19 protein-coding genes are annotated in these 22,608 nt (G+C 72.4%); 12 read left to right on the top strand and 7 right to left on the bottom strand.

The genetic code is table 11. The features are described 5' to 3' along the window. The first annotated feature begins 56 nt into the window (after window positions 1-56). Window positions 57-1,400 (top strand): helix-turn-helix domain-containing protein, encoded by a 1,344-nt coding sequence (locus EJC51_RS25500; RefSeq protein WP_126273209.1) that lies wholly within the window; start codon window positions 57-59, stop codon window positions 1,398-1,400. 562 nt (window positions 1,401-1,962) lie between these two features. Here the strand turns inward: EJC51_RS25500 and EJC51_RS47830 are convergent. Beyond that, a complete protein-coding gene (locus EJC51_RS47830) occupies window positions 1,963-2,739 on the bottom strand; it encodes a hypothetical protein (protein ID WP_166682904.1) in 777 nt (258 codons plus the stop codon). Window positions 2,740-2,845: 106 nt separating this feature from the next. Here EJC51_RS47830 and EJC51_RS25510 point away from each other — a divergent pair, with 106 nt between their 5' ends. The 3 genes from EJC51_RS25510 (at window position 2,846) to EJC51_RS25520 (ending at window position 5,749) form a co-directional block, all read left to right on the top strand. Further along, window positions 2,846-3,286, top strand: coding sequence for an META domain-containing protein (locus EJC51_RS25510; protein ID WP_166682905.1), 441 nt, complete (start codon window positions 2,846-2,848; stop codon window positions 3,284-3,286). Window positions 3,287-3,501: 215 nt separating this feature from the next. Next, window positions 3,502-4,761: a threonine--tRNA ligase gene (gene thrS, locus EJC51_RS25515; protein ID WP_126273211.1), complete on the top strand. Its 1,260-nt coding sequence runs from the start codon at window positions 3,502-3,504 to the stop codon at window positions 4,759-4,761. Window positions 4,762-4,789: 28 nt separating this feature from the next. Beyond that, complete coding sequence (locus EJC51_RS25520; RefSeq protein ID WP_126273212.1) at window positions 4,790-5,749, top strand: nucleoside hydrolase; 960 nt, start codon at window positions 4,790-4,792, stop codon at window positions 5,747-5,749. Window positions 5,750-5,835: 86 nt separating this feature from the next. On the opposite strand, the gene EJC51_RS25525 is transcribed toward EJC51_RS25520, so the two are convergent. Beyond that, window positions 5,836-6,762 (bottom strand): LAETG motif-containing sortase-dependent surface protein, encoded by a 927-nt coding sequence (locus EJC51_RS25525; protein ID WP_126273213.1) that lies wholly within the window; start codon window positions 6,760-6,762, stop codon window positions 5,836-5,838. Window positions 6,763-7,033: 271 nt separating this feature from the next. Between EJC51_RS25525 and EJC51_RS25530 the strand changes: the two genes are divergently transcribed. After that, window positions 7,034-8,722 carry a glycoside hydrolase family 13 protein gene (locus EJC51_RS25530; RefSeq protein WP_126273214.1) on the top strand — a complete coding sequence of 563 codons (1,689 nt, stop codon included), beginning with the start codon at window positions 7,034-7,036 and terminating at the stop codon, window positions 8,720-8,722. A 7-nt stretch (window positions 8,723-8,729) separates the two neighbouring features. On the opposite strand, the gene EJC51_RS25535 is transcribed toward EJC51_RS25530, so the two are convergent. Next, window positions 8,730-9,500 carry a DUF4142 domain-containing protein gene (locus EJC51_RS25535; protein WP_208870742.1) on the bottom strand — a complete coding sequence of 257 codons (771 nt, stop codon included), beginning with the start codon at window positions 9,498-9,500 and terminating at the stop codon, window positions 8,730-8,732. A gap of 236 nt (window positions 9,501-9,736) precedes the next feature. Between EJC51_RS25535 and EJC51_RS25540 the strand changes: the two genes are divergently transcribed. After that, the gene (locus tag EJC51_RS25540) at window positions 9,737-10,537 is read left to right on the top strand and encodes a carboxypeptidase regulatory-like domain-containing protein (protein ID WP_126273215.1); all 801 of its coding nucleotides are present in this window, start codon (window positions 9,737-9,739) and stop codon (window positions 10,535-10,537) included. Here the strand turns inward: EJC51_RS25540 and EJC51_RS25545 are convergent. After that, complete coding sequence (locus tag EJC51_RS25545) at window positions 10,522-14,034, bottom strand: ATP-binding protein (RefSeq protein WP_126273216.1); 3,513 nt, start codon at window positions 14,032-14,034, stop codon at window positions 10,522-10,524. The genes EJC51_RS25540 and EJC51_RS25545 overlap by 16 nt on opposite strands. 380 nt (window positions 14,035-14,414) lie before the next feature. Here EJC51_RS25545 and EJC51_RS25550 point away from each other — a divergent pair, with 380 nt between their 5' ends. Further along, window positions 14,415-15,089: a DUF6445 family protein gene (locus EJC51_RS25550; protein ID WP_126273217.1), complete on the top strand. Its 675-nt coding sequence runs from the start codon at window positions 14,415-14,417 to the stop codon at window positions 15,087-15,089. A gap of 19 nt (window positions 15,090-15,108) precedes the next feature. Here the strand turns inward: EJC51_RS25550 and EJC51_RS25555 are convergent, their stop codons facing one another. After that, window positions 15,109-15,588, bottom strand: a complete 480-nt coding sequence (locus EJC51_RS25555) for a hypothetical protein (protein ID WP_126273218.1) — start codon at window positions 15,586-15,588, stop codon at window positions 15,109-15,111. A 149-nt stretch (window positions 15,589-15,737) separates the two neighbouring features. On the opposite strand from EJC51_RS25555, the gene EJC51_RS25560 reads away from it, so the two are divergent. Then, window positions 15,738-16,229, top strand: a complete 492-nt coding sequence (locus tag EJC51_RS25560) for a DUF7144 family membrane protein (RefSeq protein ID WP_126273219.1) — start codon at window positions 15,738-15,740, stop codon at window positions 16,227-16,229. 72 nt (window positions 16,230-16,301) lie between these two features. Here EJC51_RS25560 and EJC51_RS25565 read toward each other — a convergent pair whose 3' ends face one another. Beyond that, window positions 16,302-16,667 (bottom strand): DUF6479 family protein, encoded by a 366-nt coding sequence (locus tag EJC51_RS25565; RefSeq protein WP_126273220.1) that lies wholly within the window; start codon window positions 16,665-16,667, stop codon window positions 16,302-16,304. Window positions 16,668-16,751: 84 nt separating this feature from the next. Here EJC51_RS25565 and EJC51_RS25570 point away from each other — a divergent pair, with 84 nt between their 5' ends. After that, window positions 16,752-17,810, top strand: coding sequence for an NAD-dependent epimerase/dehydratase family protein (locus EJC51_RS25570; RefSeq protein WP_126273221.1), 1,059 nt, complete (start codon window positions 16,752-16,754; stop codon window positions 17,808-17,810). Here the strand turns inward: EJC51_RS25570 and EJC51_RS25575 are convergent. After that, window positions 17,743-18,165, bottom strand: a complete 423-nt coding sequence (locus EJC51_RS25575; protein WP_126273222.1) for a luciferase domain-containing protein — start codon at window positions 18,163-18,165, stop codon at window positions 17,743-17,745. The genes EJC51_RS25570 and EJC51_RS25575 overlap by 68 nt on opposite strands. 243 nt (window positions 18,166-18,408) lie before the next feature. On the opposite strand from EJC51_RS25575, the gene EJC51_RS25580 reads away from it, so the two are divergent. From EJC51_RS25580 to EJC51_RS25590, 3 genes are all read left to right on the top strand, one after another. Further along, entirely contained in the window at window positions 18,409-20,103 is a 1,695-nt protein-coding gene (locus tag EJC51_RS25580) for a lysyl oxidase family protein (protein WP_244362835.1), read from the top strand. A 212-nt stretch (window positions 20,104-20,315) separates the two neighbouring features. Next, on the top strand, window positions 20,316-21,440 hold the full coding sequence (locus EJC51_RS25585) for a sugar ABC transporter substrate-binding protein (protein ID WP_126273224.1): 1,125 nt from the start codon (window positions 20,316-20,318) through the stop codon (window positions 21,438-21,440). A gap of 95 nt (window positions 21,441-21,535) precedes the next feature. After that, window positions 21,536-22,489 carry an RNA polymerase sigma-70 factor gene (locus tag EJC51_RS25590; RefSeq protein WP_126273225.1) on the top strand — a complete coding sequence of 318 codons (954 nt, stop codon included), beginning with the start codon at window positions 21,536-21,538 and terminating at the stop codon, window positions 22,487-22,489. Window positions 22,490-22,608 lie beyond the last annotated feature (119 nt).

Consider the following 22,608-nt stretch of genomic DNA (forward strand, 5'->3'; position numbering starts at 1 on the left):
GTTTAACCTAGAGCCCGGCGCAGCCTAACGGCAAGAGGTGCAAGGGGAGTTGGCCCATGTCCGACCGTGACGACCCGGAGATCATCGGGCGCAGGGTGCAGCAACTCCGGGTCGAACGCGGCCTGACCCAGCGGCAGCTGGCCGAGCCCGCGTACACCGCCGCCTACATCTCCACCCTGGAGTCGGGCCGGGTCCGCCCCTCCGACCAGGCGCTGCGCCATCTCGCCGGCCGCCTCGGCGTCGCCTTCGACGAGCTGGCCACCGGCCGCCCCGCCCGGCTCGTCACCGATCTGCGGCTGCGGCTCATCGAGGCCCAGCGCACCCTCGCCACCGGGGACACCGAGGAAGCCGCCCACAGCTACGCCCTTCTCCTCGCCGAGGCCGAGGAACTCCAGCTCGCCGAGGCGCAGTACGACGCGCTGATCGGGCTCGGCGAGGCGGCCGTGGAGAGCGGTGAACTCGTCGAGGGGCGGCGGTACTTCGAGCGGGCCGAACTCGTCCTCGCCGACGCGCCGTTGCCCGCCCGGGTGCCCGCCCTGCGCGGCCGCGCCCTCGCGCACTACCTCGCCGGCGAACTCCGGTACGCCGTCTATCTGCTGGAGTCCACGCTCGACGAGCTCAACCGCGGCGGCCTCCACGACCCCGACGCGCTGCTCCTCCTCTACGCCAGCATCATCGGCCCGTACATGGACATGGGCGCCCACGCCCGCGCCGCCCAGGCCGCCGAACTCGCCCTCGCGCTCGCCCCGCAGGCCGGCGACCCGGCCCTCGTCGCCCGCATGCACCGCTCGGTCGCCCGCACCCTCATCGCCGAGGGCCGCGTCGCCGAGGCCGACGCCTCCCTCGCCAAGGCCGCCGAGCTCTACCGCGGGCTGCAACTCCGTACGGAACTGGCCAACTGCCACTGGATGCGCGGGTACGTGTGTGCCCAGAACGGCGAACTGGAGCGCGCGGAGGCGGAGTTGAGGCAGGCGCTCGCCATGCTGTCCGCGAAGCGCGCCGCCCTCTACTCCAGCCAGGCCGCGGTCGAGCTGGCCGACGTACTGCACCGCCGCGGCAAGTCCGAGGAGGCGGCGGCCCTCCTCCACGACGTCCTCGGCGACCTCTCCTCCGAACGCGGCGCCGTCCACTCCGCCGCCGCGCACCGCCTGCTCGGCATCATCGCGGAGGACGCCCGCGACCCGGAGACCGCCGAGGAGCACTACGTCCGCGCCCTGAGCCTCCTGGAACGCGCGGGCGCCGCCGGCGACCTGGCCGACCTGTGCCGCCTGCTGGGCGACCTGCTCCGCAGGGAGGGCCGGGTCGAAGCGGCCCTGGACGCCTACCGCACCGGCCTGGGCCACCGCACGGCCCCGGGCACCACCACCTTGGGCCCGGCCCCGGCCCAGCCCCCTCTATGACCGGCGCCGGTCCTACGCCCGTGCGGTGCGGCCGAGCGGGCTCGTACCGGAAAGGGCGATGAGCTGAGCGGGCTCGTACGGGAAAAGGCGATGAGCTGAGCGGGCTCGTACCGGAAAGGGCGATGAGCTGAGCGAGCTCGTACCGGAAAGGCGATGAGCCGAGCCCGCGCGCCACGCACGCGCTGCCCTGGCGAGGCGGCCACCGCCCAGGTGGCCGGGGGTGGCCGCCCCTTGCGAGGACGCGCGGCTGCCCGCGCGGTCCTCGCCCGACATCCCCGGCCCCGCACGGAGCGGCGGGAGACGCCCCGGTCGGCGTCGCGGGGTCGGGGACAGGTCTCTCAAAGGTCCGGGCCGGGCCGGATCGCCCGGGCGTGGGGGTGAGGCGGCACGGGGGCAGCGGTATGAGCGGCTCCGGCACGGGATGGACGTCGTGGGCGGCCGCTTCCTGACGCGCACCACGACCGACGGTAGCGAGCCGACCCGGCCGTGGGAAGCCCCCTTCGTGAAAGCCCTTTCGCGAATGCCGTGCGGCGCAAGGCGGCCGACCACCTGCCGCGGAGGGTCAGACCTCCACGCGAGCCTGTTTGCGTACGTCCGCCAGTCGCTGCGCGGCCAGCTCGGCGATCGCCTGGGTGACCTCGGGGTAGACGTCGCCCAGGCCGCCGTTGGTGAGGATCAGCGCGTCGTCGCCGACGCGTACGGCGGCCACGTCGAGGGTGAGCACCCTCTCGTCGCCGTCCGCGTTCTCCCCGGTGAGGGTGAGCCGCAGCGCCTGCCGGGCGTCCCCGATCCCCGGCAGCCGCGGGTCGCTGACGGCCGCGTTCTGGACGGCGCCGGTGGCGGTCGCCGCGGTGAAGGTCCCGCACTTCTTCGGCAGGGTCTTCAGCCAGGCCAGCGTCCGGTCCACGTCGGCGGGCCGTACGGCGACGACCTGGTGGTGCAACTGGGCGTCGTTCCAGGTGTCGTCGAGCCCGGTCGCGGCCCGCACCTGGGCGCCCGCGCCGAAGAGCCGCTCGGAGTAGAGGGCGTCGAGCAGCTTCTGGCAGTCGGGTGCGTTGGCGGTGGCCTTGAGCAGCCCGTCCCGCCAGGTGGCGGCTCCCTCGGTGGGCGCCCAGGGTTCACCGAGGTCGGTGTAGGTGACGAGCGCGGCCTGCGCCTGGGCGGGGGTGAGGGCGGGGACGGACGCGGGGGTGGGGCGGGCGGAGGCGGGAGGCGCCGAGGTCCTGGCGGCGGACGGGGTGGCGGTGGCCGGGGCCGCCTTCTCCGTCCGGATGGCGGAGCAGGCGGTGGTCGCGAGAGGCAGCACGAGCGCGACGGCGAGAAGGACGCGACGGGTCATGCTCCCAAGGGATCACCGCGGCCGAGGGGACACCACCGGTCCGGGCTGTATGGGTTACGCGACTCCCACCCCGGAACCGTCCTTCCTGCGGCCACGTCACACGGCCATGAAGCGAACCCTCCTCCTCGCCTCCACGGCCCTTGCGACAGCCGCCCTCTCCACCACATCCGTCGCTCAGGCCGACAACGCCGGCCCGCGCACCCCGCCGCCCGTCCTCACCGGTGTGGCATGGCACGCCCGCACCATCACCGAGAACGGCGTCACTCACACCGTGCCGGAGGGTTCCCGCGCAGGGCTGACGTTCGGCGCCGACCGGCGCACCGTCGCCGGCCACGACGGCTGCAACGGCTTCTCGGGTGAGGCGGTCGTGGATGCCGAACGGTCCACGGTCACCTTCGGCAGCGAGTACGCGTCGACGATGATCGCCTGCTACCCGCCCGACCACGTCGACCTCATACCCTCGGCCGGCACCTACGAGGCGCGGGTGACCGCTCACATCCTCACCCTCACGGGGCCGGACGGTCACGTCATCACCCTGGGGCGGTGAGACGGCGGCGGCCGGTTCCCGGGACGGAAAAGTCGTCGCCCCCGGGCCCACCCCCCTGGTACGGTCCCCGCATGAAGCGCGCCAACCCGTCTCCCACGACGACGCCGGACATGGTCCCGGCGCGCTGACACCTGAGCTGACGCGAACCCCGGGGCGAGTGCCCCGGGGTTTCTGCTGTGCGGCGGCGCTCGTCTCCCGATGTGGAGGAGAACGCCATGAACGCCGACCACGCCGACCACCCCCAGCACGACCACCGCCGACTCGGCCGTGAACTCGACCTGTTCGACACCGACCCCCTCATGGGCGCCGGGCTGCCGTACTGGCTGCCGGACGGGGCCGTCGTACGGCACACCCTGGAGGAGTACGTCAGGGAGGCGGAGCGCGGCGCCGGGTACCGGCACGTGTACTCGCCGGTGCTCGGGAAGCGGGAGCTGTACGAGATCTCGGGGCACTGGGACCACTACAGCGAGGACATGTTCCCGCCCATGAAACTGGGCGGCGAGGAGGTCGTGCTGCGCCCCAGCCTCTGTCCGCACCACGCCCTCATCTACCGGTCGCGGTCCCATTCGTACCGCGAACTTCCCCTCCGTATGGCCGAGTTGGGCGGCATGTACCGCTCGGAGCTGTCCGGTGTGCTCGGCGGGCTGACCCGCGTGCGGTCCATCCAGCTCAACGACGCCCATATCTTCTGCACCCTGGACCAGGCCGTCGAGGAGGCCCGCGCCGCCCTCGCGCTCATCCGCCGCGCCTACGCCGACCTCGGCATCCGCGCCGCCAGGTACCGGCTGTCCCTGCCCGGGGAGGGCAACAAGTACGTGGCCGACCCGGAGCTGTGGCGCCGGGCCACCGCACTGCTCGAACAGGTCCTGGACGGCGTCGAGTACGAGGCCGTCGAGGGCGAGGCCGCCTTCTACGGGCCGAAGATCGACGTGCAGATCGTCGACCGCGCGGGACGCGAGTCCACCCTCTCCACCGTCCAGATCGACTTCCACCAGCCCGAACGCTTCGACCTGCACTACATCGGCCCCGACGGGGCGAAACACCGCCCGGTCATGGTGCACCGCAGCATCATCGGCAGCGTCGAGCGGGCCGTCGCGCATCTCATCGAGGAGCACGGCGGGGCGTTCCCGGCCTGGCTCGCGCCGGTGCAGCTGGTCGTGCTGCCGGTGGCGGAGGAGCAGTACGGGCAGGCGGAGAAGGTCGTACGGCGTGCTCTCGACCTCGGGCTGCGGGCCGAACTCGCCGGCCCCGAGCACGGCACCCTCGGCGCCCGGGTCCGGCACGCGCGGCTCGTGCCGTACGTCGCCGTCATCGGGGAGCGGGAGGCGGCCGACGGCGATCTGGCCGCCGTACGGCTCAGGGACGGGCGGCGGCCCGGAGCCGTGTCGGTGGCGGAACTGCTCGCGAGGGTCGAGGGCGTCGTGCGGACCCGTGGCGGCGAACTGTGGGCGGCCGCGCCGCACCAGGCTGCGTAAGGTCGACCCCACGACGGAAGGAGTCCCCGTGACCGCCCAGCCCATCCCCGTGATCATCGACTGCGACACCGGCGTCGACGACGCGCTCGCCCTGCTGTTCGCCGTACGGCACCCCGGTCTCGACGTCCGCGCGATCACCTGCGTGGCCGGGAACACCGACGTCGACGGGGTCGTACGCAACACGCTGACCGTGCTGGAGACGGCCGGGGCCGGGGACATCCCCGTCGCGCGCGGCGCCGAGCGGCCGTTGATCGAGCCGGTGCGCACGGCCTCGCACGTGCACGGGCAGGACGGCATGGGCGACCTCGGGCTGCCCGCGCCGACCCGGCGCCCGGTGGACCTCGACGCGGTGGCCCTGCTGCGGCGCGAGATCCTCGCCTCGCCGCGCCCGGTGACCCTGATCCCCACCGCCCCGCTGACGAACATCGCGCTGCTGCTGCGGACCCACCCCGAGGTGACCCGCAACATCGAGCGGATCGTGTTCATGGGCGGCGCGGTGGAGGTCGGCAACGCCACGCCGGTCGCCGAGTTCAACGTGTGGCACGACCCGGAGGCCGCCGCGATCCTGCTCACCGCCGGGGTGCCGATCACCATGTACGGCCTGGACGTCTTCCGGCGGGTCATCGTGCCCGCCGCCGACGTGCAGCGGCTGCGCGGCAGTTCCGACCCCCGGCTGCGGCTGGCCGGCGAGCTGCTCGCCCACCGCGACCCGGCCACCTCCGGCGACCCCACGCCCACCGGCGGGCTCGGGGACGCGGGCGCGGTGTGCGCGGTCGCCGACCCCGGCGGCATCACCACCAGCCTCCTGCCCGTCGAGGTCTCCCTCGCCCCGGGCCCGACCCGCGGCCAGACCATCGTCGACCGCCGTCCGCGGCCCGGCGAGGCCGAGATCCACGAGGGCGAGCGCGAACTGCGCATGGTGGACGTGGCGTTGGACGTCGACGTCGAGCGGTACGTGAAGCTGTGGCTGGGCGCCGTCGAGGGCTAGAGCCGGTGCAGCCCCCAACGCACTGGACGCCGGGCAGGTCCCCTTGCCCGGCGTCCAGATGCCGGTCGACATGACCGGCGCATGTCTTACGCGCGCGTCGCCTTGCGCCGACGCGTCGCCAGGACGATGCCCGCGCCGCCGGCCAGCAGCACGGCCGCGCCGCCCGCGATGATCGGGGTGTTGCTGCTGGCGCCGGTCTCGGCGAGGTCGTCGCCGCCGCCGTTCGGGGTGGCCGCCGGGGCGGTCGTGGACTCGGAGGCCGACGGGGTCGGCTCCTCGGCCGGGGTGGACTCCGAGGCGGACGGGGTCGGGGTCTCGGACTCGGACGCCGGCGGGGTGGTCTCCTCGGCCGGGGTGGACTCCGAGGCCGACGGGGTGGGCGTCGGGGTCGGCGACGGCTGGGCCGTGCAGTCCTTCGTGCCGCCGTTCCAGGCCGCGATCAGCTTGTCCTTGATGACCGGGTGGTCCGGGCCCTTGGGCAGGTCGCCGTGCTGGAAGCCGTCGTTGGCGTCGAGCTTGCCGTCGAACTTGGTGTTGCCCCGGTACAGGTCGATCTGCGCGTAGCAGCCCTGGTCCGGGATGGCGATGTCGAGGGTGTCGGTCCCGCCGGCCTTGACGGTCACGGTGTCGAAGTCGTGGAAGACCTGCTCGCCGGAGGTGGCGAAGGTCGGACCGTGCGCCCGGTAGGAGGCGAGCGAGGCCGTGCAGGTGGACGCGTTGCCGGCGGTGCGGACCGTGACGTGGACCTTGCCGTCGTCGGTCGGCTTGAGGTTCTGGTCGTCGACCTTGACGGAGGGGAAGAAGTTCTTGCCGTCGAGGGAGAACTCGCACAGCTCGGTGCCGGTCTCGGTGCCGGCGCCCGTGCCGGGCTTGTAGCTGCCACCGTCGTCCCAGCCCTTGCCGCCGGGGCAGTCGGTGGCCGAGGCGACGGAAGCGGTGAAGGCGCAGATGGCGAGCGTCGCGGCGCCCGTCCCCAGCAGGCGGCGCACGGTGACACGTCTCGCTATGGACATGCGTATCCCATCAGGGTGGAGTGAACTTAAAGGCGCTGTGGAACGCTGCAGAGCGCAAAAAAGGGCGCTCGGAAACATTGGACCCATTGGTCACACGAGTCACACGCACAACAGCGTGCGGACATCGTGGATCTCCCGCCGGAACCCTGTCAACCTGCGGGAATACAAGGTCTGTTCCGCCGTCATCACAATTCCGCCACACAGGGAACGTGCTGCTCCACGAAATGCACGGGGTTCGCCCGTGCACAGCTGGGGACAGATTCCCCTTTGTATGTCTTTTCCGTCCGCACGGATCAGCCAGGAGCGCCGCGTGACCCACGACCTCTCGTCCAAGGACCCCAACTGGTGGCGACAGGCCGTCATCTACCAGATCTACCCCCGCAGCTTCGCCGACGCCGACGGTGACGGCCTCGGGGACCTGAAGGGCATCACCGCACGCCTCACCCACCTGGCCGCCCTCGGCGTCGACGCCCTGTGGCTGAGCCCCTTCTACCCCTCCGAGCTCGCCGACGGCGGCTACGACGTCGCCGACTACCGCGACGTCGACCCCCGCCTCGGCACTCTCGACGACTTCGACGCCCTGGCCGCCGAGGCCCACCGCCTCGGCCTCAAGGTCATCGTCGACCTCGTCCCCAACCACAGCTCCCACCGGCACGCCTGGTTCCAGGAGGCGCTCGCCGCGGGACCCGGCTCGGCCGCCCGCGCCCGGTACGTCTTCCGCGACGGCCGCGGCGCCCGCGGCGAACTCCCGCCCACCGACTGGCAGTCCGTCTTCGGCGGCAGCGCGTGGCAACGCGTCCCGGACGGACAGTGGTACCTGCACCTGTTCACCCCCGAGCAGCCCGACTTCGACTGGGGCAACGAGGAGGTCCGCGCCGACTTCCGCACCACCCTGCGCTTCTGGTCCGACCGGGGCGTCGACGGCTTCCGTGTCGATGTCGCCCACGCCCTCGCCAAGGACCTCGCCGACCCCCTGCGCGACCTGGGCGCACCCGCCCTCAGCGGCGAGGACGCGCTCACCGAGTTCGCCCCCGGCACCCACCCGTTCTTCGACCGCGACGAGGTCCACGAGATCTACCGTGACTGGCGCACGGTCCTCGACTCCTACCGCCCGCCCCGGATGGCCGTCGCCGAGGCCTGGGTCCCGAGCGCCGAGCGGCGGGCGCTGTACGCCCGCCCGGAGGAACTCGGCCAGGCCTTCAACTTCGCCTACCTGCAAGCGCCCTGGGACGCCGACGCACTGCGCCAGGTCATCACCGACTCCCTCGCGGGTGCCTGCGCGGCCGGTGCCTCGGCCACCTGGGTGCTCTCCAACCACGACGTCGTACGCCACACCTCACGCCTGATGCTCCCGCCGGGCACCGACGAGAACGCCTGGCTGCTGTCCGCCGGCCACGCCCCCGGGATCGACACCGCCCAGGGGCTGCGCCGGGCCCGTGCCGCGACCCTCCTCATGCTGGCGCTGCCGGGTTCGTCGTACGTCTACCAGGGCGAGGAACTCGGACTGCCCGAGGTCGCCGATCTGCCCGTCGAGGTGCTCCAGGACCCCGTCTGGGAGCAGACGGGGCGTGTCCGCAAGGGCCGGGACGGCTGCCGGGTGCCGCTGCCGTGGACGCGGACCGGCCCGTCGTACGGCTTCGGGGCGGGCGGCGCCTGGCTGCCGCAGCCGGAGACCTTCGCGGCGTACGCCGTCGAGGCGCAGGAGGGCGTCGACGGCTCGACCCTGGAGCTGTACCGCACGGCCCTGAAGCTGCGCCGCAAGCTGCTTCAGGGCGAGACGCTGACCTGGGCGGCGGACGGCCCGCCGGGCGTGCTGGAGTTCGCCCGGCACGACGGCTGGCGCTGTGTGACGAACCTGTCGGACTCGGACGTCGCGCTGCCGGAGGGTGAAGTGCTGGTCGCCAGCGGCCCGTTGGAGAGCGGGCTGCTGGGACCGGACACCACGGTGTGGCTGGCGTAGCGAGCGGTCAGCCGATGGTCGGGCTCGGGGTGGCGCCCGCGCCCGCCTGCTCGCCCGGGATGGCGATCGGGGTGGACGTCGGGCTCGGCGGCGGGGTCAGCACGACCATGGGGGCGCCGGGCTGCGGGGCGGGCGGCGTCAGGTCGGTGTCGGGCAGCTTCGGCGGGGTGGTCTGCTGGAAGAGGGCCTGGTCGAAGTTGACGAAGCCGGTCTTCTCCATGACCGTGATGTGGTCGAGGACCGTGTTGTTGGCCATGTCGGCCAGCGAGCGCACCAGCGAGTTCTTGGTGGTGGAGCGGATCTTCGCGATGGTGTTGAAGATCGAACCGTGCGTCGTGCGCAGGATGTTGGCGAAGTTCGAGTCGAACTGCTTGCCGTCGCTGGTCTCGATGGTGTTCACGAAGCCCTGCTGCTGAGGGCTCGCCACGTTCGGCAGCGTGACGTTGAGCATCGGGGCGATCTTGCGGCAGGCCGCGTCCAGGGCCGCGTGACCGTCGATGAGATGCCGGCCCGCCTCCTTGACCTCGGGGGTCGTCCCCTTCTCCAGGGCGACCTTCCCCAAGGGGTACTCCCACAGCCCCGCCGCCCGCACCTTGACCACGAAGTCGCGGTCCTGCTCGGTCAACGGTCCCCACTGCGTCTGCGCGATGACGCGGTCCTGGGCCGTGGACACCTTGTTGAATCCGAGCATCGTGGGGTAGGCGAGCGCGACGATCGTCAGGCTGAGCGCACCGCCCACGAAGAGCGTTCCCGTCGCGTTCCGCGAAAAGCGCACCATGGCTCCTGTCCGGTCGGGGGTCGTACGACCCTCTGTACGGACGACGGGCCAGGGTTGTTCATGCTGTGACAGGAGCCACGCGGGGTTCGCCGAAGCGGTGCACGGGATGCGCCCCCATCAGGCGACGGCTTGCGCCATACGGCCGCACAGCGCACGTCCCCGGGGACGGCACCCCGCGAGAATCGCAAGCAGGGGTGGGGCCGACCGACGTCGTCCGCACAGGGAGCCCGCACACGATGAGCAGGTCCAGGAACACCGCCGCCCTCGGAATCGCCGCTACCGCCCTCGCCGCGCTCGGCGTGATGGCGCCCGCTTCCGCCCACGGGCGCGAACTGTGGGGGGACGTCACGGTCCTGCCCGGCCGGGAGGGCATCGTCGAGATCGCCGGGTACGAGGGGGACGCGCTCGGCGCCGGGTCCCGGCTGACCCTGACCGCGCCGGAGGGTGCCGAGGTGACGGAGACGCCCCTGCGGGCCCAGGACTACCGGGGCCGGGTCGACGCCGACGGCGACAGCGCGTCGTACACCTGGTCCGGGTCGGCGGGCGCACGTCCCTGGCAGGGCCGTTCCTTCCCGTTCGTGCTGGCCGTGCCCGCCGACGCGGTGCCCGGCACCCGGCTCGCCGGCTGCGCGGTGCGCCTCACGGACGCGCGCGGCACCCGCAAGGACCGCGGGACCTGCGCGGTCACCGTCGGCCTGCCCGAACCGACCCTCACCCGGCCGGCGTCCGGGGTCGCGCTCGCCGCGCGGCCGGTGACGGGCGGTACGGCGTATCCGGGGGCACAGATCACCGTCCGGTACGAGGACACGAAGGACGCGGGCGTGACCGGGCAGGGCCCGGAGCCGGGCACCGAGGTGTGCACGGCGACGGCGGGCCGGGACGGCAGCTGGGCGTGCGTCCCGGCCACCGCGCTGCCGGCCGGGCCGGGTCGGTTGCAGGCGACGGCGACCTTCAACGGGGTGGCGGCGGTGAGCGAGCAGATCTATGTCGCGGTCGGCGGCGCCGGGCGGCACGGGGGTCGTCAGGGCCTGGCGTAGGCCACTCTGCGCAGCACGGTCGGGTAGGGCAGCGTCTCGGCGAGTTCGCGGACCCGGCCCGCGCAGGTGGCGGCCTCCTCGGCGCGGCCCAGGACCGCCAGCGCCGCCGCCTGGGCGGTACGGGCCTCGCACTCGGTGACCGCCTCGCCCGCGCCGGCGGCCCGTACGGCCTCCGCCGCGGCGACGTCGGCGGCCCGGGCCGGGTCACCGGCGGTGAGATGGGCCCAGGCGGCGAGGACGGGGACGCCGGTACCGGAGACGTCGGACAGCAGGGAGAGGGCGCGGTCGGGTCGTACGTCCTTCAGCGCCAGCTCGGCCTGAGCGGTCCGTACTTCGTACTCGGCCTGCCGGTCGGGGCGGCGGGTCAGACAGTCGGCGGCGCGGGCCAGCAGCTCGCGGGTGCCGGGGAGTCCGGGCCGGCGGGGCCCGCCGCGCAGCCGGACGCGGGCGAGGGCGGTCAGGGCGTACGGCAGACACCAGCCGGCGTGCGCCTGCGCCTCGTCGACGGCTTCCGTGGCGAGCGCGGCGGCCTCGGTGAACTCGCCGAGGAGGAGGTGGAGTTCGGCGAGGTTGGCCCGCTCGAAGGCGGCGGCCTCGGGGTCACCGCAGCGCTCGGCGAGAGCCAGGGCACGGCGCCCGGTCACGACGGCCTCTCGAAGCCGGCCGGAACGGCGTTCGTGCTCCCGGCGGATGGAGAGGACGGCGGCGAGGAGGCGCGGGTCGCCGTGAGCCTCGGCGTGCGGGAGGGCGGCGTCGGCGGTGGCCCGGGCCTCGGGGAGCCGGCCGGTGAGCGCGAGGGAGGTGGACTGCTGGGCGAGGGCACGGGCGAGGAGGGCGGATTCGCCGTCGGCGGCTGCGGGATCGTCCACCACAGAGGCTGCGGCTGCCTGTTCCGCCCTTCTCGCAGCTGTCAGGGAACCCTCGTAGTCGCCGGTGACGAAGCAGAGGAAGCCTCGGGCCAGGTGGTGGGTGGCGTGGAGCTGTGGAGGTGCGTCCTGCGGCGGACGGTGGGTTTCCAGGAGGCGGAACCCCTCCCGCGGGGCGCCCGTCCGGGCCAGGGACTCCGCCAACTGGGCTGCCACTCGCGCCCGTTCGGCGGGGTCGCCGTGGCGGTGGAGGTCGGCCAGGGCCTCGCGGAGTACGCGTACGGCGTCCTCGTGGCGGGCCATGCGGCGCAGTACCGTCGCGTGGTCGAGGCGGACACGGGCGGCCTCGACGGCCACCGCGTCGAGACGGGCGGTCAGTTCGCCGTAGTAGTGGTCGGCGGTGTCATCGGCCCCGACCGCCGCGGCGCGGCGTGCCGCCCGGTGCAGATGGTCGGCGGCCCGCGGATCGTCGGCGCCCGCGAGATGCACGGCTACGGCGTCGACGGCGCCCGGACGCCGACGCAACAGCAACTCGGCGTACGCGGCATGCAGGTGACGCCGCCGGGCCCGCGAAAGCCCGCCCTGGCACACCACCCGTATCAACGGATGCCGAAACCCCAGCCCACCCACGACCACCCCACCGACAGTCACACTCCGCTCCTCCAACACCCCGGCGGCAAGCGCCATGTCGATGCCGTCGACGACGGAGGAGGGGGAGAGAGGGGAGAGGGGAGAAAGAGGAGACAGCGGGGAGGGTGGCGAAGCCGAGGTGGTCAGTTCCTCCAGCTCCGTCAGCGTCGCCACCCCGCCCGACGCCACCGCGACCACCTCGATCACCCGTCGAGCCGCGGGGCTCAGCCGGGACAGACGCTCGTCGACCAGGAGCCGGATGCCCTCCGGCGGCGTCAGTTCCTCATGCGTACCGGTCAGCCGCTGACCGGCCCGCGCCAGCTCCAGCGCGAACAACGGATGCCCCAGCGACAGCTCCCACACCCGGTGCAGCGCGGCCGGCGTACCCTCGCCCGGCATCACCTCCGCCGCCAGCGTCAGACACTCCCGGCGAGCCAGGCGCTGGAGCCGCAACCGATCAGCCGTGCCCTGACGCACGAGCGTGTCGAGGACCGCCCGCCGGGGATCGGTCTCCGGCAGATCCTCGGGACGGTACGTCGCCAGGAAGCGCGGACGGGGAACCGACGGCGGAGGCGTACGACGCGCCAGCCGCGCCAGCAACCGCAACGACGCCAGGTCCGCCGCGTGGACGTCATCGAGGACGACCAGAACACCGCCGCCGGAGCCGGGCGCCTCCGGCAGCGCCGCCCACCCCAGCACCCCCGAAACCGCCGAGAAGATACGTTCCCTCTCGTACTCCGGCCGCCGCCCCGGACCCGGCCCCGGACCGACCTGCCCCAGCGACGGCAGCAGAGCCGCCAGCTCGGGATACTCCGCCGCGATCCGCGCCCGGTCCGCCGTGGCCCGCCCCGCCAGCCAGCCCTCCAGCGCCTCCACGAACAACCCGTACGGCGCCTGCGGCTCCTCGTCATGGCCCGCACCCCACAGCACCGCCGCCCCGTTCGCCGCCGCCCGCCGTGCCGCCTCCGCGGCCAGCCGGGTCTTGCCGATGCCGGCCTCGCCGCCGACCACCGACAGGGCGGGGCGGGCGGGGTTCAGGAGGCGTTCCAGCTCCGCCCGGCGCCCCACGAACGGCGTCTCGGAGAGGGTGCGCAGGACGGCAGGGGGTGGCGGGGCAGGGCGCGCGGGGGCCGGGCGTCGTACCGCGGACGTCTCCGTGCCGAGGGCGGCCCGGTGCAGGGCCTCCGTCTCCGGGCCGGGCAGGACACCCCACTCGGCGTCCAGCGCGCGCCGGCACTGGTGGTACTGGGCGAGGGCGCGTCGGCGCATGCCCTGGCGGAGGCAGGCGGCGATGAGCACCCGGTGGGCGCGTTCCTCGGCGGCGCTCTCGGCCAGGACGGCACGCGCGGTGGCCGCGGCCCGCTCGATCTCGCCGTCGGCCAGACAGGCCTCGGCGAGCGCGAGCCGCACCGAGTCCCGCAACGCGTCCAGCCCCTCACGCCGCGCCTGCACCCAGGGGGTGTAGCGATGCTCGGGCAACAACTCGCCGGTGAACGCCTTCAGCGCACGCGCCAGCTCCCCGGTGCGCCGGCCGTGGGGTGCCCGCTCGCCGAGGCCCTCGGCGTCCACCGCACCCTCCACCCGCAGTGCCCGCTGCGCCCACCGCTCCGCATGATCCGCGTCGATCCACACCGTCTCCGTCGGCAGGCGCAGCAGCGCGCCCTCGCTGACCAGGTAGGCGGAGGGGTGGCGTGGGGGCAGTTCGGGTTGCAGGGCGCGGCGGGCGGCGTGCAGGGCGACACGGAGGCTGCCGAGGGCGGCGGGGGTGCCGGCGGTGTCGGGCCAGCACATCTCGATGATCTCCTCGCGGTGCCGGACGCGGCCCGGGGAGACGGCGAGCAGTTCGACGAGCCGCCGGGCGCTGGGCCGGGGCCAGTGGCCGGCCACGGGGGCGCCGCCGGAGCGTTCGGCACGGAAGCCGCCGAGCAGGTACAGCCGTAGCACGGGCGGCGTCGTACGCCGTCCGCCGCTGTTCGCCGCCTGTGCATTTCCGCTGCTCATGAGGGCGGCACTCTAGCCCGGCTGCCTGTCCCGGCCGGGGTGTGGGGGCCCCGCACTGCATGCTCTGGGAGCAACCTCATCGGCGCGCGGGACCCCCGGGTGTATCCCTACCCCCCACAGGAGGGATACGGCGGCTCCCGTCCCGAGGGGCATGACCCTGCCCTGCTGCTGGCCAATGTTCGGAACAGGGCCGAGGGGGACGACCTTAGGCAGCGACCGTTACTGGCGAATTACTGAGTCTTGGGGTCCGTAATGCGGACGATTCGGTGCGTGAGTACCCGTATTCCGTACGCATGTTGACCGTTCATTGACCGGTTCCCGGGGGATTCCAGACCGGTTCGCGGGCGAGTCCAGAACCGGCCCGGCCCTAGATTCGGCGCATGCCCCCACACCCCTCCGGAACGCTGCCCGTTCTCCCGTACCGCAAGCCCACCAAGGGCCGCGACTACTGGGTCCTGGACGATGTCCTGCCCGACGCGCACGCCGTACGGGAACGGTGTCTGGCCAAGGACGACTGGGTGGAGGGATACCCGCACCGGCCGGAGACCTGGCCGGGGCTGCGCGCCATGCCCGGTCTGGAGCCGGGGGAGCTGGCCCGGGTCGAGCGGCTGGTGCGGCAGGCCACCGGCGCCAAGGAGCTGTGGGTGCAGTCGGCGCCCGGCGGCGGCACCCTCAACCACAACTGCGTCCAGGTCGTCGGCGAGGGCGAGAGCACACCCCGCCCGCACACCGACTCACGCGCCCTGTGCCGGTACGCGGCGGTGCTCTACCTCAACCCGGACGTCCCCAAGGACTGCGGGACCAGCTTCTACCGCCAGTCCCTGCCCGGCGGCCGGCTCGGCGGCAATGTCGTGCAGGCCCCGCACAACAACCTCGTCGAGGCGCTCGGCACCCGGTTCGTGGCGCCGGACGCCTTCGAGGAGGACGTACGCGTCCCGCACCGCTTCAACCGGCTGCTGCTCTACAACGCCAACCTCGTGCACAGCGCGACCGGCTACTGCGGTACGACGCTGGAGGAGAAGCGGATGACGGCGGTGTTCTTCTGGATGGCCTGAGCCGTCCTCGGCGGCGGGCTCAGTAGCGGACCGCCCGCGCGACCTCGGTCTTCACGGTGCCGGACAGGTCGCGGTTGCTGCGGGCGGTGGCCTTCCCGGTGCCGCCCGCCGGCACGTCGGAGACGGTGACCGCGGCCGCGTCGGCCAGGTCGCCGCCGCCGTCCCTGAAGTTCACCTGCACCAGGAACGACTTCTGCGAGCCGGCGGTGTTCCTGACGGTGATCTCGACCGTGGTGCGACCGTCGGAGCCGGCCCGCGGGGTGCCCAGGGTCACGTCGCCCTTGACGTCGACACCGTTCTTGACGTCGTCGAACTTCTTCCCCGCCGCCGCCGTGGCCGACGCGAACACCTCCGTGGCCCGGGAGGCGACGGAGGCCGCCTTGCTCGCCACCGAGGACGGTGTGTCGTCGTCCGAGCAGCCGGTGAGGGCGGTCAGGGCCGTCAGCGCGGCGATCGTGACGAACGTGATCGGGGCGCGGTGCGTCCGGTTACCGGTCATGCCCTCCAGTGAAGGTCCTCGCACTCGCCGCCGCACTCGGGCCGTCACCCGAACGGCGCAGCCCCTCGGGCGCCGCCCCCGTACCGCGCGGATGGTCGAAGCATCACCGACACCGACGCGCGGACCCGCGCGAGAGACGGGGTACGGACATGACCCAGCAGCCGCACACGACACCTCCCAGCACGTCCCCGGGGTGGGACCAGGGCCGGCAGCAGGCCGAACCCGCCCCGCCGCCCGACCGCCCCGGCAGCGGCTGGGCCACCGGCGGAGTCGTCTTCGCCGGTGTGCTGATGCTGGTCAACGGTGTGCTGGCGATCCTCCAGGGCATCTCGGCGCTGGCCAAGGACGACGTGTACGACCGGATCGGCGACTACGTCTACAAGATCAACCTCACCGGCTGGGGCTGGATCATGCTGGTCCTGGGCGCGGTCCTGGTGGGCGTCGGCTACGGCGTCCTCAAGGGCGCCTGGTGGGCCCGGATGACCGGCATCTTCCTGGCGTCGGCGGCGATGGTGCTGCACTTCCTGTTCCTGCCGTACTCGCCGGTCTGGTCCGGGCTCATGATCGGCGTCGACTTCTTCGTGATCTGGGCCCTCGCGACGGCGCCCGACACCTCCGGCGCCCGGCGCGGCACGACCTGAGCGGCCCGAGCCGGGCCGCGTGAAGAGGGGCTGCCCCGCCGGTGCGGCGGGCGCAGCCCCTGGTGGTGTCTGTCAGACGTGGCCGAGGCCGCCGCTGCCGAAGCCACCGCTGGAGCCTGGGAGCCAGCGTCTGCGGTTCTGGTCCTTTCCGCGTTTGCTGCCCGAGTGATGGAGCTGGTGCGGCATGAGCCGTTCCTGCTCGGTGAGCGGGAGCTCGTCCGGTTCCCGCATCTCTCTGATCTCGCGGATCGCGCCGGTGCTGGGAAGTCTGGGCTGTTCCTCGGGACGCGGCCGGGGAAGTTCCCGGTCCCGGACCCGCATGCCGAACTGTACGGCCCAGATCAGTGCCCCGGCGATGACCGCGCCACCGACGAATGCGGCGACCACGTTGAGCACATCGCTCCCGGCGGCCGCGACTACGAACGCTGCCGTACTCATATCGCAATTATCCACCCGCACCCGCACCACGCGCCTGCTCGCCATACTGGACGCCGACGACGGCGACCGGCAGGAGGAGCGCGGGTGGGCGACGTGGACAGAACGGCGCCGGTCCTGGTGACCGGCGGCAGCGGCTTCGTCGGCAGCCATCTGGTGCTACGCCTGCTGGAACGCGGCTACCGCGTCCATGCGACGGTCCGTTCGACCGCCGACTCACCGAAGACCAGGCCGCTGTCGGCGATGCGGGACCGGTTCCCGGGCAGGCTCGACCTGTTCGCGGCGGACCTGCTCGTCGAGGGCTCCTTCGACGAGGCGGCTCGGGGCTGCGCGACCGTCTTCCACGTCGCCTCCCCGTTCCTCATGCCGGAGAAGATCAAGGACGGCCGGCGGGACGTCGTCGAACCGGCGCTGCTCGGCACCCGCAACGTCCTCGGGTCGATCGAACGCACCCCGACCGTCCGCCGCCTGGTCTTCACCTCCACCGTCGGCGCGATCTTCGGCGACTACGTCGACGTACTGGAGACGATGACGGACCAGGTCCTCACCGAGGAGTACGTCAACACCACCAGCACGGTGGCGAACAACCCGTACCACTACGCCAAGACGGTCGCCGAGCAGGCGGCCTGGGAGGCGGCGAAGGCGCAGGACCGCTGGCGGATGGTGGCCCTCAACCCCGGCCTGGTCCTGGGCCCTTCCCTCACCCCCGCCTCCGAGTCGGGCAGCCTCTTCCTCCTGGAGGAGCTGTTCAAGGGCTACTTCTTCTACGGCGCCCCGGACTTCAGCTTCACCACGGTCGACGTACGGGACGTCGCCGACGCGCACATCGCGGCCGCCGAGAACGAGGACGCGCACGGCCGTTACATCCTGGCGGCCGAGACCATGAGCTCCTTCCACGACATGGCCCGCGTCCTGCGCACCGCCCACCCCCGCGACCTGCGCCTGCCCCGAACCCGCCTGCCGCACTGGCCGGTTCGGCTCCTGGGGCCCGCCTTCGGGCTCACCCAGGACTACATCCGCAAGCACCTCGGCATCCGCTTCCGCGTCGACAACAGCCGCAGCCGCACCGAACTCGGTGTCACCTACCGCCCGTTCGAGGAGACGATCCTCGACCACCACCGGGCCTGGCGGACGCCGACGGGATGACCGTCACCCGACGGAAGTTGCACACGTCCGGGGCTTCGGACTGCGGCGCCTGATGGGCCTTGAGGGCCATGCTGACCAGGCTCATCAGCAGGTCGATGTCGGTGTCGCAGTCCAGGTGGACGGTGACCCAGCGGGAGCCGGGGACCAGCCGGATCGCCGTCGACTCCGCGAGGTCGACGCCGAAGCGGTCGAGCGCCCGGTCGGTGAGATGCAGGTCCACGTCGTGGGCGGAGTGGAAGTGCACGATCTCGCTGCGACCGGCGCGCAGCGCGCTTCCGGTACCGCAACTGGCCTGTCCCGTACGGAGGTCGGGCCAGACTCGCAGGCGCTCCAGGGCGCGCTCGGCCAGCGTCATGCGCCCATGGTCGCCTGATCACCGCCTGGCAACCAGGGGTTGAGCAAAACGTAACCGTCCCTCCTTCGGAGGAACTCCAGCGGGACTTTCGGTTCAACAGGCAACCTCGACACATCGTTTACCAGTCTCACAGGTTGCTCACAGAACCGGCCCAGGCGCGTTGGGGCGCGCCCGTACCAGCGGCCGTCCGGTGAGCTGTCCAGTCCGATGCCACTGACCATGGCACTCGCAGACGAGGAACCGATGACCAGTCAGCACCATCGCAGCCGCGCCCGACGCGTGGCGCTCGCCGCCTCGGCGGCACTCACCGTCGTCGTCACCGGCGCCGGGGCCGCTCCCGGCGCCGGCGCGGCGCAGGCCGGCACACCCGGCAAGCCGAAGCTGAAGCTGATCGCCGCGTCGAACGCCGTGACGCTCGACCGGTGGGAGGGGGAACCCGGGGTCTACCTCGACCTCGGGACGTACGTCACCGTCGACAACGCGCCGCTGGAGTTCCAGGTGAAGCGCAAGTCGTACAAGGACCCGGTCGTCGCGCAGCAGATCCTGCGTGACGCGAAGGGCAAGAAGATCGGGAGCAAGGCCCTGCCCGCGGGGCTGGTGAAGGACTTCTCCGGGCTGCCCGACTTCCTGGAGGTGTCCATCAAGAACGCGCAGGGCCAGGAGGTGGCCAAGCCCAAGGGCACGTTCTGCCCGAACAACGCCTCCGGCCGGCTCCGCCCGGACGCCCCGGCGACCTCGCACTACCCGGAGAGCTGCCCCACCAACCCGTTCACCCTCGGTTCGGTGTGGGGTGTCGAGAAGGGCTGGGCGGCCAACTCCTCGACCGTCGACTACGACAAGCCGGTCGACCTGCCGGCCGGTGAGTACACCGCCAAGGTGGGCGTCGCCAAGAAGTACCGCGAGCTCTTCGGCATCCCGAACGACCAGCGGACCATCAAGGTGACCGTCCGCCAGATCTCCAACGGCGGCGGCGAGGGCCGCGGCATGTCCGGCATGCACGGCGGCCACTCCATGAGCGGCATGAGCGGCATGAGCGGGATGGCGGGTCACTCCATGGCCCACCACTACGGCCCGCGCGGCGCCGACGAGCCCACCCCGGGCGCCCTCTCGCACGCGCTGGAGGACCGCGGCCTGGCCCACCACCTGGGCGACGGCACCGGCCACACCGACGGCTCCCGTATCGCGCCCGCGCTGAAGCCGGCGAGCCAGCGGCCCACCGGCCGGGCGGGCGCCCCCGCGGGCGTGCCCAAGCCCGACCTGCGGTCGCTGCCCGCCTGGGACATCGCCATCACCGACGGCGAGGACGGCGACGCGCCGGGCAAGGACTACCTCGCCTTCAGCGCCAACGTCTGGAACGCGGGACCGGCGCCGCTCGTCGTCGACGGCTTCCGCAAGCCGGGCGCCGACCTGATGGACGCCTACCAGTACTTCTACGACGCCAAGGGCAAGCAGGTCGGCTACGCGCCCACCGGCACCATGGAGTGGGACCCGCGCGTCGGCCACGAGCACTGGCACTTCACCGACTTCGCCAGCTACCGGCTGCTCGCCGCCGACCAGCACGAGATCGTGAAGAGCGGCAAGGAGGCGTTCTGCCTCGCCAACACCGACGCGATCGACTACACGGTGAAGAACGCCAACTTCAAGCCGTACAACACCGATCTGTCGACGGCCTGCGGCCAGCAGAACTCCATCTCGGTCCGTGAGGTCCTCGACGTCGGTTCCGGCGACACCTACACCCAGTACCGCCCCGGCCAGTCCTTCGACGTGACGGACCTGCCGAACGGCACGTACTACATCCAGGTCATCGCCAACCCGGAGAAGCGCCTCCAGGAGACGAACCTGAAGAACAACGTCGCCCTGCGCAAGGTGATCCTGGGCGGCGAGCCGGGCAAGCGCACGGTCCAGGTCCCGCCGGTCGACCTGGTCAACGCGCCCTGACGCCGACGTGAGCGACGGTGCGGGCCTCCCTCGGGGGGCCCGCACCCTTGCCATGCACGGGAATTGTGAAACATGGCGTGACGGCTGGGGGAGATTCCGCACCCCACTCCTGGGAGCGGCCCGCGCGCGAGAGGCTCGGATCCCGCAGGGCTGATGTCGCCGTGACGTGACCCGGCCGCCCTGCCGCGCAATCGCCCGGAAGGCCCTGGAACGTGAACGCTCGTACCCCCCACAGCACCGCCCTTCGTCTTGCCCTCGCCGTCGGCTCCGCCCTCCTGCTCACCGCCTGCGGTGTCGTCGACGCCGCGGAGGGCGGCGGCAGCACACGGAGCCCCGCGAAGGGCGACGACCTCACGGTGGGGCTGCTCCTGCCGGACAAGGAGACGACGCGTTTCGAGAAGTTCGACCACCCCCTCATCAAGGCCCGCGTCGCCAGCCTCACGCACGGCAAGGGCACGGTGCGCTACGCCAACGCCGGGGCGAGCGCCAAGCGGCAGAGCCGGCAGTTCGAGCAGATGATCTCCGCGCGCGTGGACGCCGTCCTCGTGGACGCGGTCGACGCCAAGGCCATCGAGCCGGACGTCGAGAAGGCCAAGGACGCGGGCATCCCCGTCATCGCGTACGACCGTCTCGCCCAGGGCCCGATCGACGCGTACATATCCCACGACAACGAACTCGTCGGCGAGGTGCAGGGCCGCGCGATCATGGAGGCGCTCGGCGACAAGGCCGAGAGCAGCAAGATCGTCATGCTGAACGGCTCACCGGCCGACCCCAACACCGCCCGCTTCAAGCAGGGCGCTCTCGGCGTGCTCCAGAACAAGGTCGCCATCGCCAAGTCGTACGACGTCGAGGAGTGGCTGCCGAAGATCGCCGAGGCGGACATGAAGCAGGCCATCGCGGCCATCGGCCTCGACAACATCGCCGCGGTCTACTCCGCCAACGACGGCATGGCGGGCGCGGCGATCGACGCCCTGAAGAAGGCGGGCGCGACGAAGATCCCACCGGTGACCGGCCAGGACGCCGACCTGGCGGCGGTCCAGCGGATCGTCTCCGGTGAGCAGTACATGTCCGTCTACAAGTCGTTCCTGGAGGAGGCGAACAGCGCCGCGGACATGGCCGTCGCCAAGATCCAGGGCCAGGACATCATGTTCGACGCCCTCACCCAGGACACCGTGGACAGCCCGACCGAGAAGGACATCCCGTCGATGCTGGTCCCGGTGGTGGCCCTGACCCAGGCCAACATCAAGGAGACGGTGATCAAGGACGGCGTCTACACGGTCAAGGACATCTGCACGCCGGCTTATGCGGCGAGGTGCGCGGCGATCGGCCTCGAATAGGGCGGCCCGACAGCCGACGAACGGGACTGGGAAGGCATAACGGCGCGGAGCAAGCGGCCTGGTCTGATCCACAACCGCCGCCTAGGGTCGGGGACATGTCTCCGACCCTGACGGACGTCGACCGTTTCGAGGCCTCCAGGTATCGCCTTCAGGCGCTGGCCTACCGTCTGCTCGGCTCCGTCGGCGAGGCCGAGGACCTCGTGCAGGAGACGTTCCTGCGCTGGCAGGCGGCGGACACCGAACGGATCGAGGTGCCGGAGGCCTGGCTGACCAAGGTCCTCACCAACCTGTGCCTCAACGAACTGACCTCGGCCCGCGCCCGCCGCGAGACCTACGTCGGCCAGTGGCTTCCCGAGCCCCTCCTCGGCGGCGACCCCATGCTCGGCCCCGCCGACACCGTCGAACAGCGCGAGTCGGTGTCGTACGCCGTCCTCACCCTCATGGAACGGCTGACCCCCAACGAGCGCGCGGTGTACGTGCTGCGCGAGGCCTTCGACTACCCGCACCGCGAGATCGCCGAGATCCTCGACCTCACCGAGGCCGCCAGCCAGCAGATCCACCACCGGGCGAAGAAGCACGTGGCCGACGGCAGGGCCCGCAAGGCCCGCCGGGAGATCGACGAGGCCGCCGCCCGGCAGCTCGTCGAGGAGTTCCTCGCGGCCGCGACCAGCGGCGAGACGGCCTCCCTGATCCGGCTGCTCACCGACGACGCGACCAGCGTCGGTGACGGGGGCGGGAAGATCCCGGCCCGCGCCACGCCGTTCAGCGGTGCCGTGGCGGTCGCGAAGTTCCTGTGGGGCCTGTTCAGGCCCGCCCGGGTCAAGCGGGACTACGCGGGCGGCCGGCCCGAGATGTACGCCTGGACGGCGAACGGCGAGCCCGCCGCGGTGGCGGTCGTGGACGGCCGGGTCGTGGGGGTGATGTGCCTGGAGGTCACCGCCGAGGGCATCGTCGCGGTCCGCAACCAGATCAACCCCGACAAGCTGACGCGGGCGACCGAGTGGTGGGCGACGCTGGACCACGGGAAACCCCTGTTCACGGCCTTCTGACAGACCTCTTCGCCTGGGGTGACGCAGGTCACTTCCGGAATCTGTCAGGAATCCACGGGCTGTCCGGTTCAAGGTGCGGAACCGAACAGGAACGCCGTTTTGAACCGGACAGGAGCCCG

The organism is Streptomyces aquilus (genome assembly GCF_003955715.1).
GTDB classification, from domain to species: Bacteria; Actinomycetota; Actinomycetes; order Streptomycetales; family Streptomycetaceae; genus Streptomyces; species Streptomyces aquilus.

What these genes read in the sequence shown, in the direction of transcription:
- EJC51_RS47830 (WP_166682904.1), bottom strand. Translation starts at nt 2,739, where the DNA reads ATGACCCGTCGCGTCCTTCTCGCCGTCGCGCTCGTGCTGCCTCTCGCG.
- EJC51_RS25510 (WP_166682905.1), top strand. Translation starts at nt 2,846, where the DNA reads ATGAAGCGAACCCTCCTCCTCGCCTCCACGGCCCTTGCGACAGCCGCC.
- EJC51_RS25580 (WP_244362835.1), top strand. Translation starts at nt 18,409, where the DNA reads ATGACCAGTCAGCACCATCGCAGCCGCGCCCGACGCGTGGCGCTCGCC.
- EJC51_RS25550 (WP_126273217.1), top strand. Translation starts at nt 14,415, where the DNA reads ATGCCCCCACACCCCTCCGGAACGCTGCCCGTTCTCCCGTACCGCAAG.
- thrS (WP_126273211.1), top strand. Translation starts at nt 3,502, where the DNA reads ATGAACGCCGACCACGCCGACCACCCCCAGCACGACCACCGCCGACTC.
- EJC51_RS25590 (WP_126273225.1), top strand. Translation starts at nt 21,536, where the DNA reads ATGTCTCCGACCCTGACGGACGTCGACCGTTTCGAGGCCTCCAGGTAT.
- EJC51_RS25540 (WP_126273215.1), top strand. Translation starts at nt 9,737, where the DNA reads ATGAGCAGGTCCAGGAACACCGCCGCCCTCGGAATCGCCGCTACCGCC.
- EJC51_RS25500 (WP_126273209.1), top strand. Translation starts at nt 57, where the DNA reads ATGTCCGACCGTGACGACCCGGAGATCATCGGGCGCAGGGTGCAGCAA.
- EJC51_RS25525 (WP_126273213.1), bottom strand. Translation starts at nt 6,762, where the DNA reads ATGTCCATAGCGAGACGTGTCACCGTGCGCCGCCTGCTGGGGACGGGC.
- EJC51_RS25545 (WP_126273216.1), bottom strand. Translation starts at nt 14,034, where the DNA reads ATGAGCAGCGGAAATGCACAGGCGGCGAACAGCGGCGGACGGCGTACG.
- EJC51_RS25575 (WP_126273222.1), bottom strand. Translation starts at nt 18,165, where the DNA reads ATGACGCTGGCCGAGCGCGCCCTGGAGCGCCTGCGAGTCTGGCCCGAC.
- EJC51_RS25535 (WP_208870742.1), bottom strand. Translation starts at nt 9,500, where the DNA reads ATGGTGCGCTTTTCGCGGAACGCGACGGGAACGCTCTTCGTGGGCGGT.
- EJC51_RS25565 (WP_126273220.1), bottom strand. Translation starts at nt 16,667, where the DNA reads ATGAGTACGGCAGCGTTCGTAGTCGCGGCCGCCGGGAGCGATGTGCTC.
- EJC51_RS25530 (WP_126273214.1), top strand. Translation starts at nt 7,034, where the DNA reads ATGTCTTTTCCGTCCGCACGGATCAGCCAGGAGCGCCGCGTGACCCAC.
- EJC51_RS25555 (WP_126273218.1), bottom strand. Translation starts at nt 15,588, where the DNA reads ATGACCGGTAACCGGACGCACCGCGCCCCGATCACGTTCGTCACGATC.
- EJC51_RS25560 (WP_126273219.1), top strand. Translation starts at nt 15,738, where the DNA reads ATGACCCAGCAGCCGCACACGACACCTCCCAGCACGTCCCCGGGGTGG.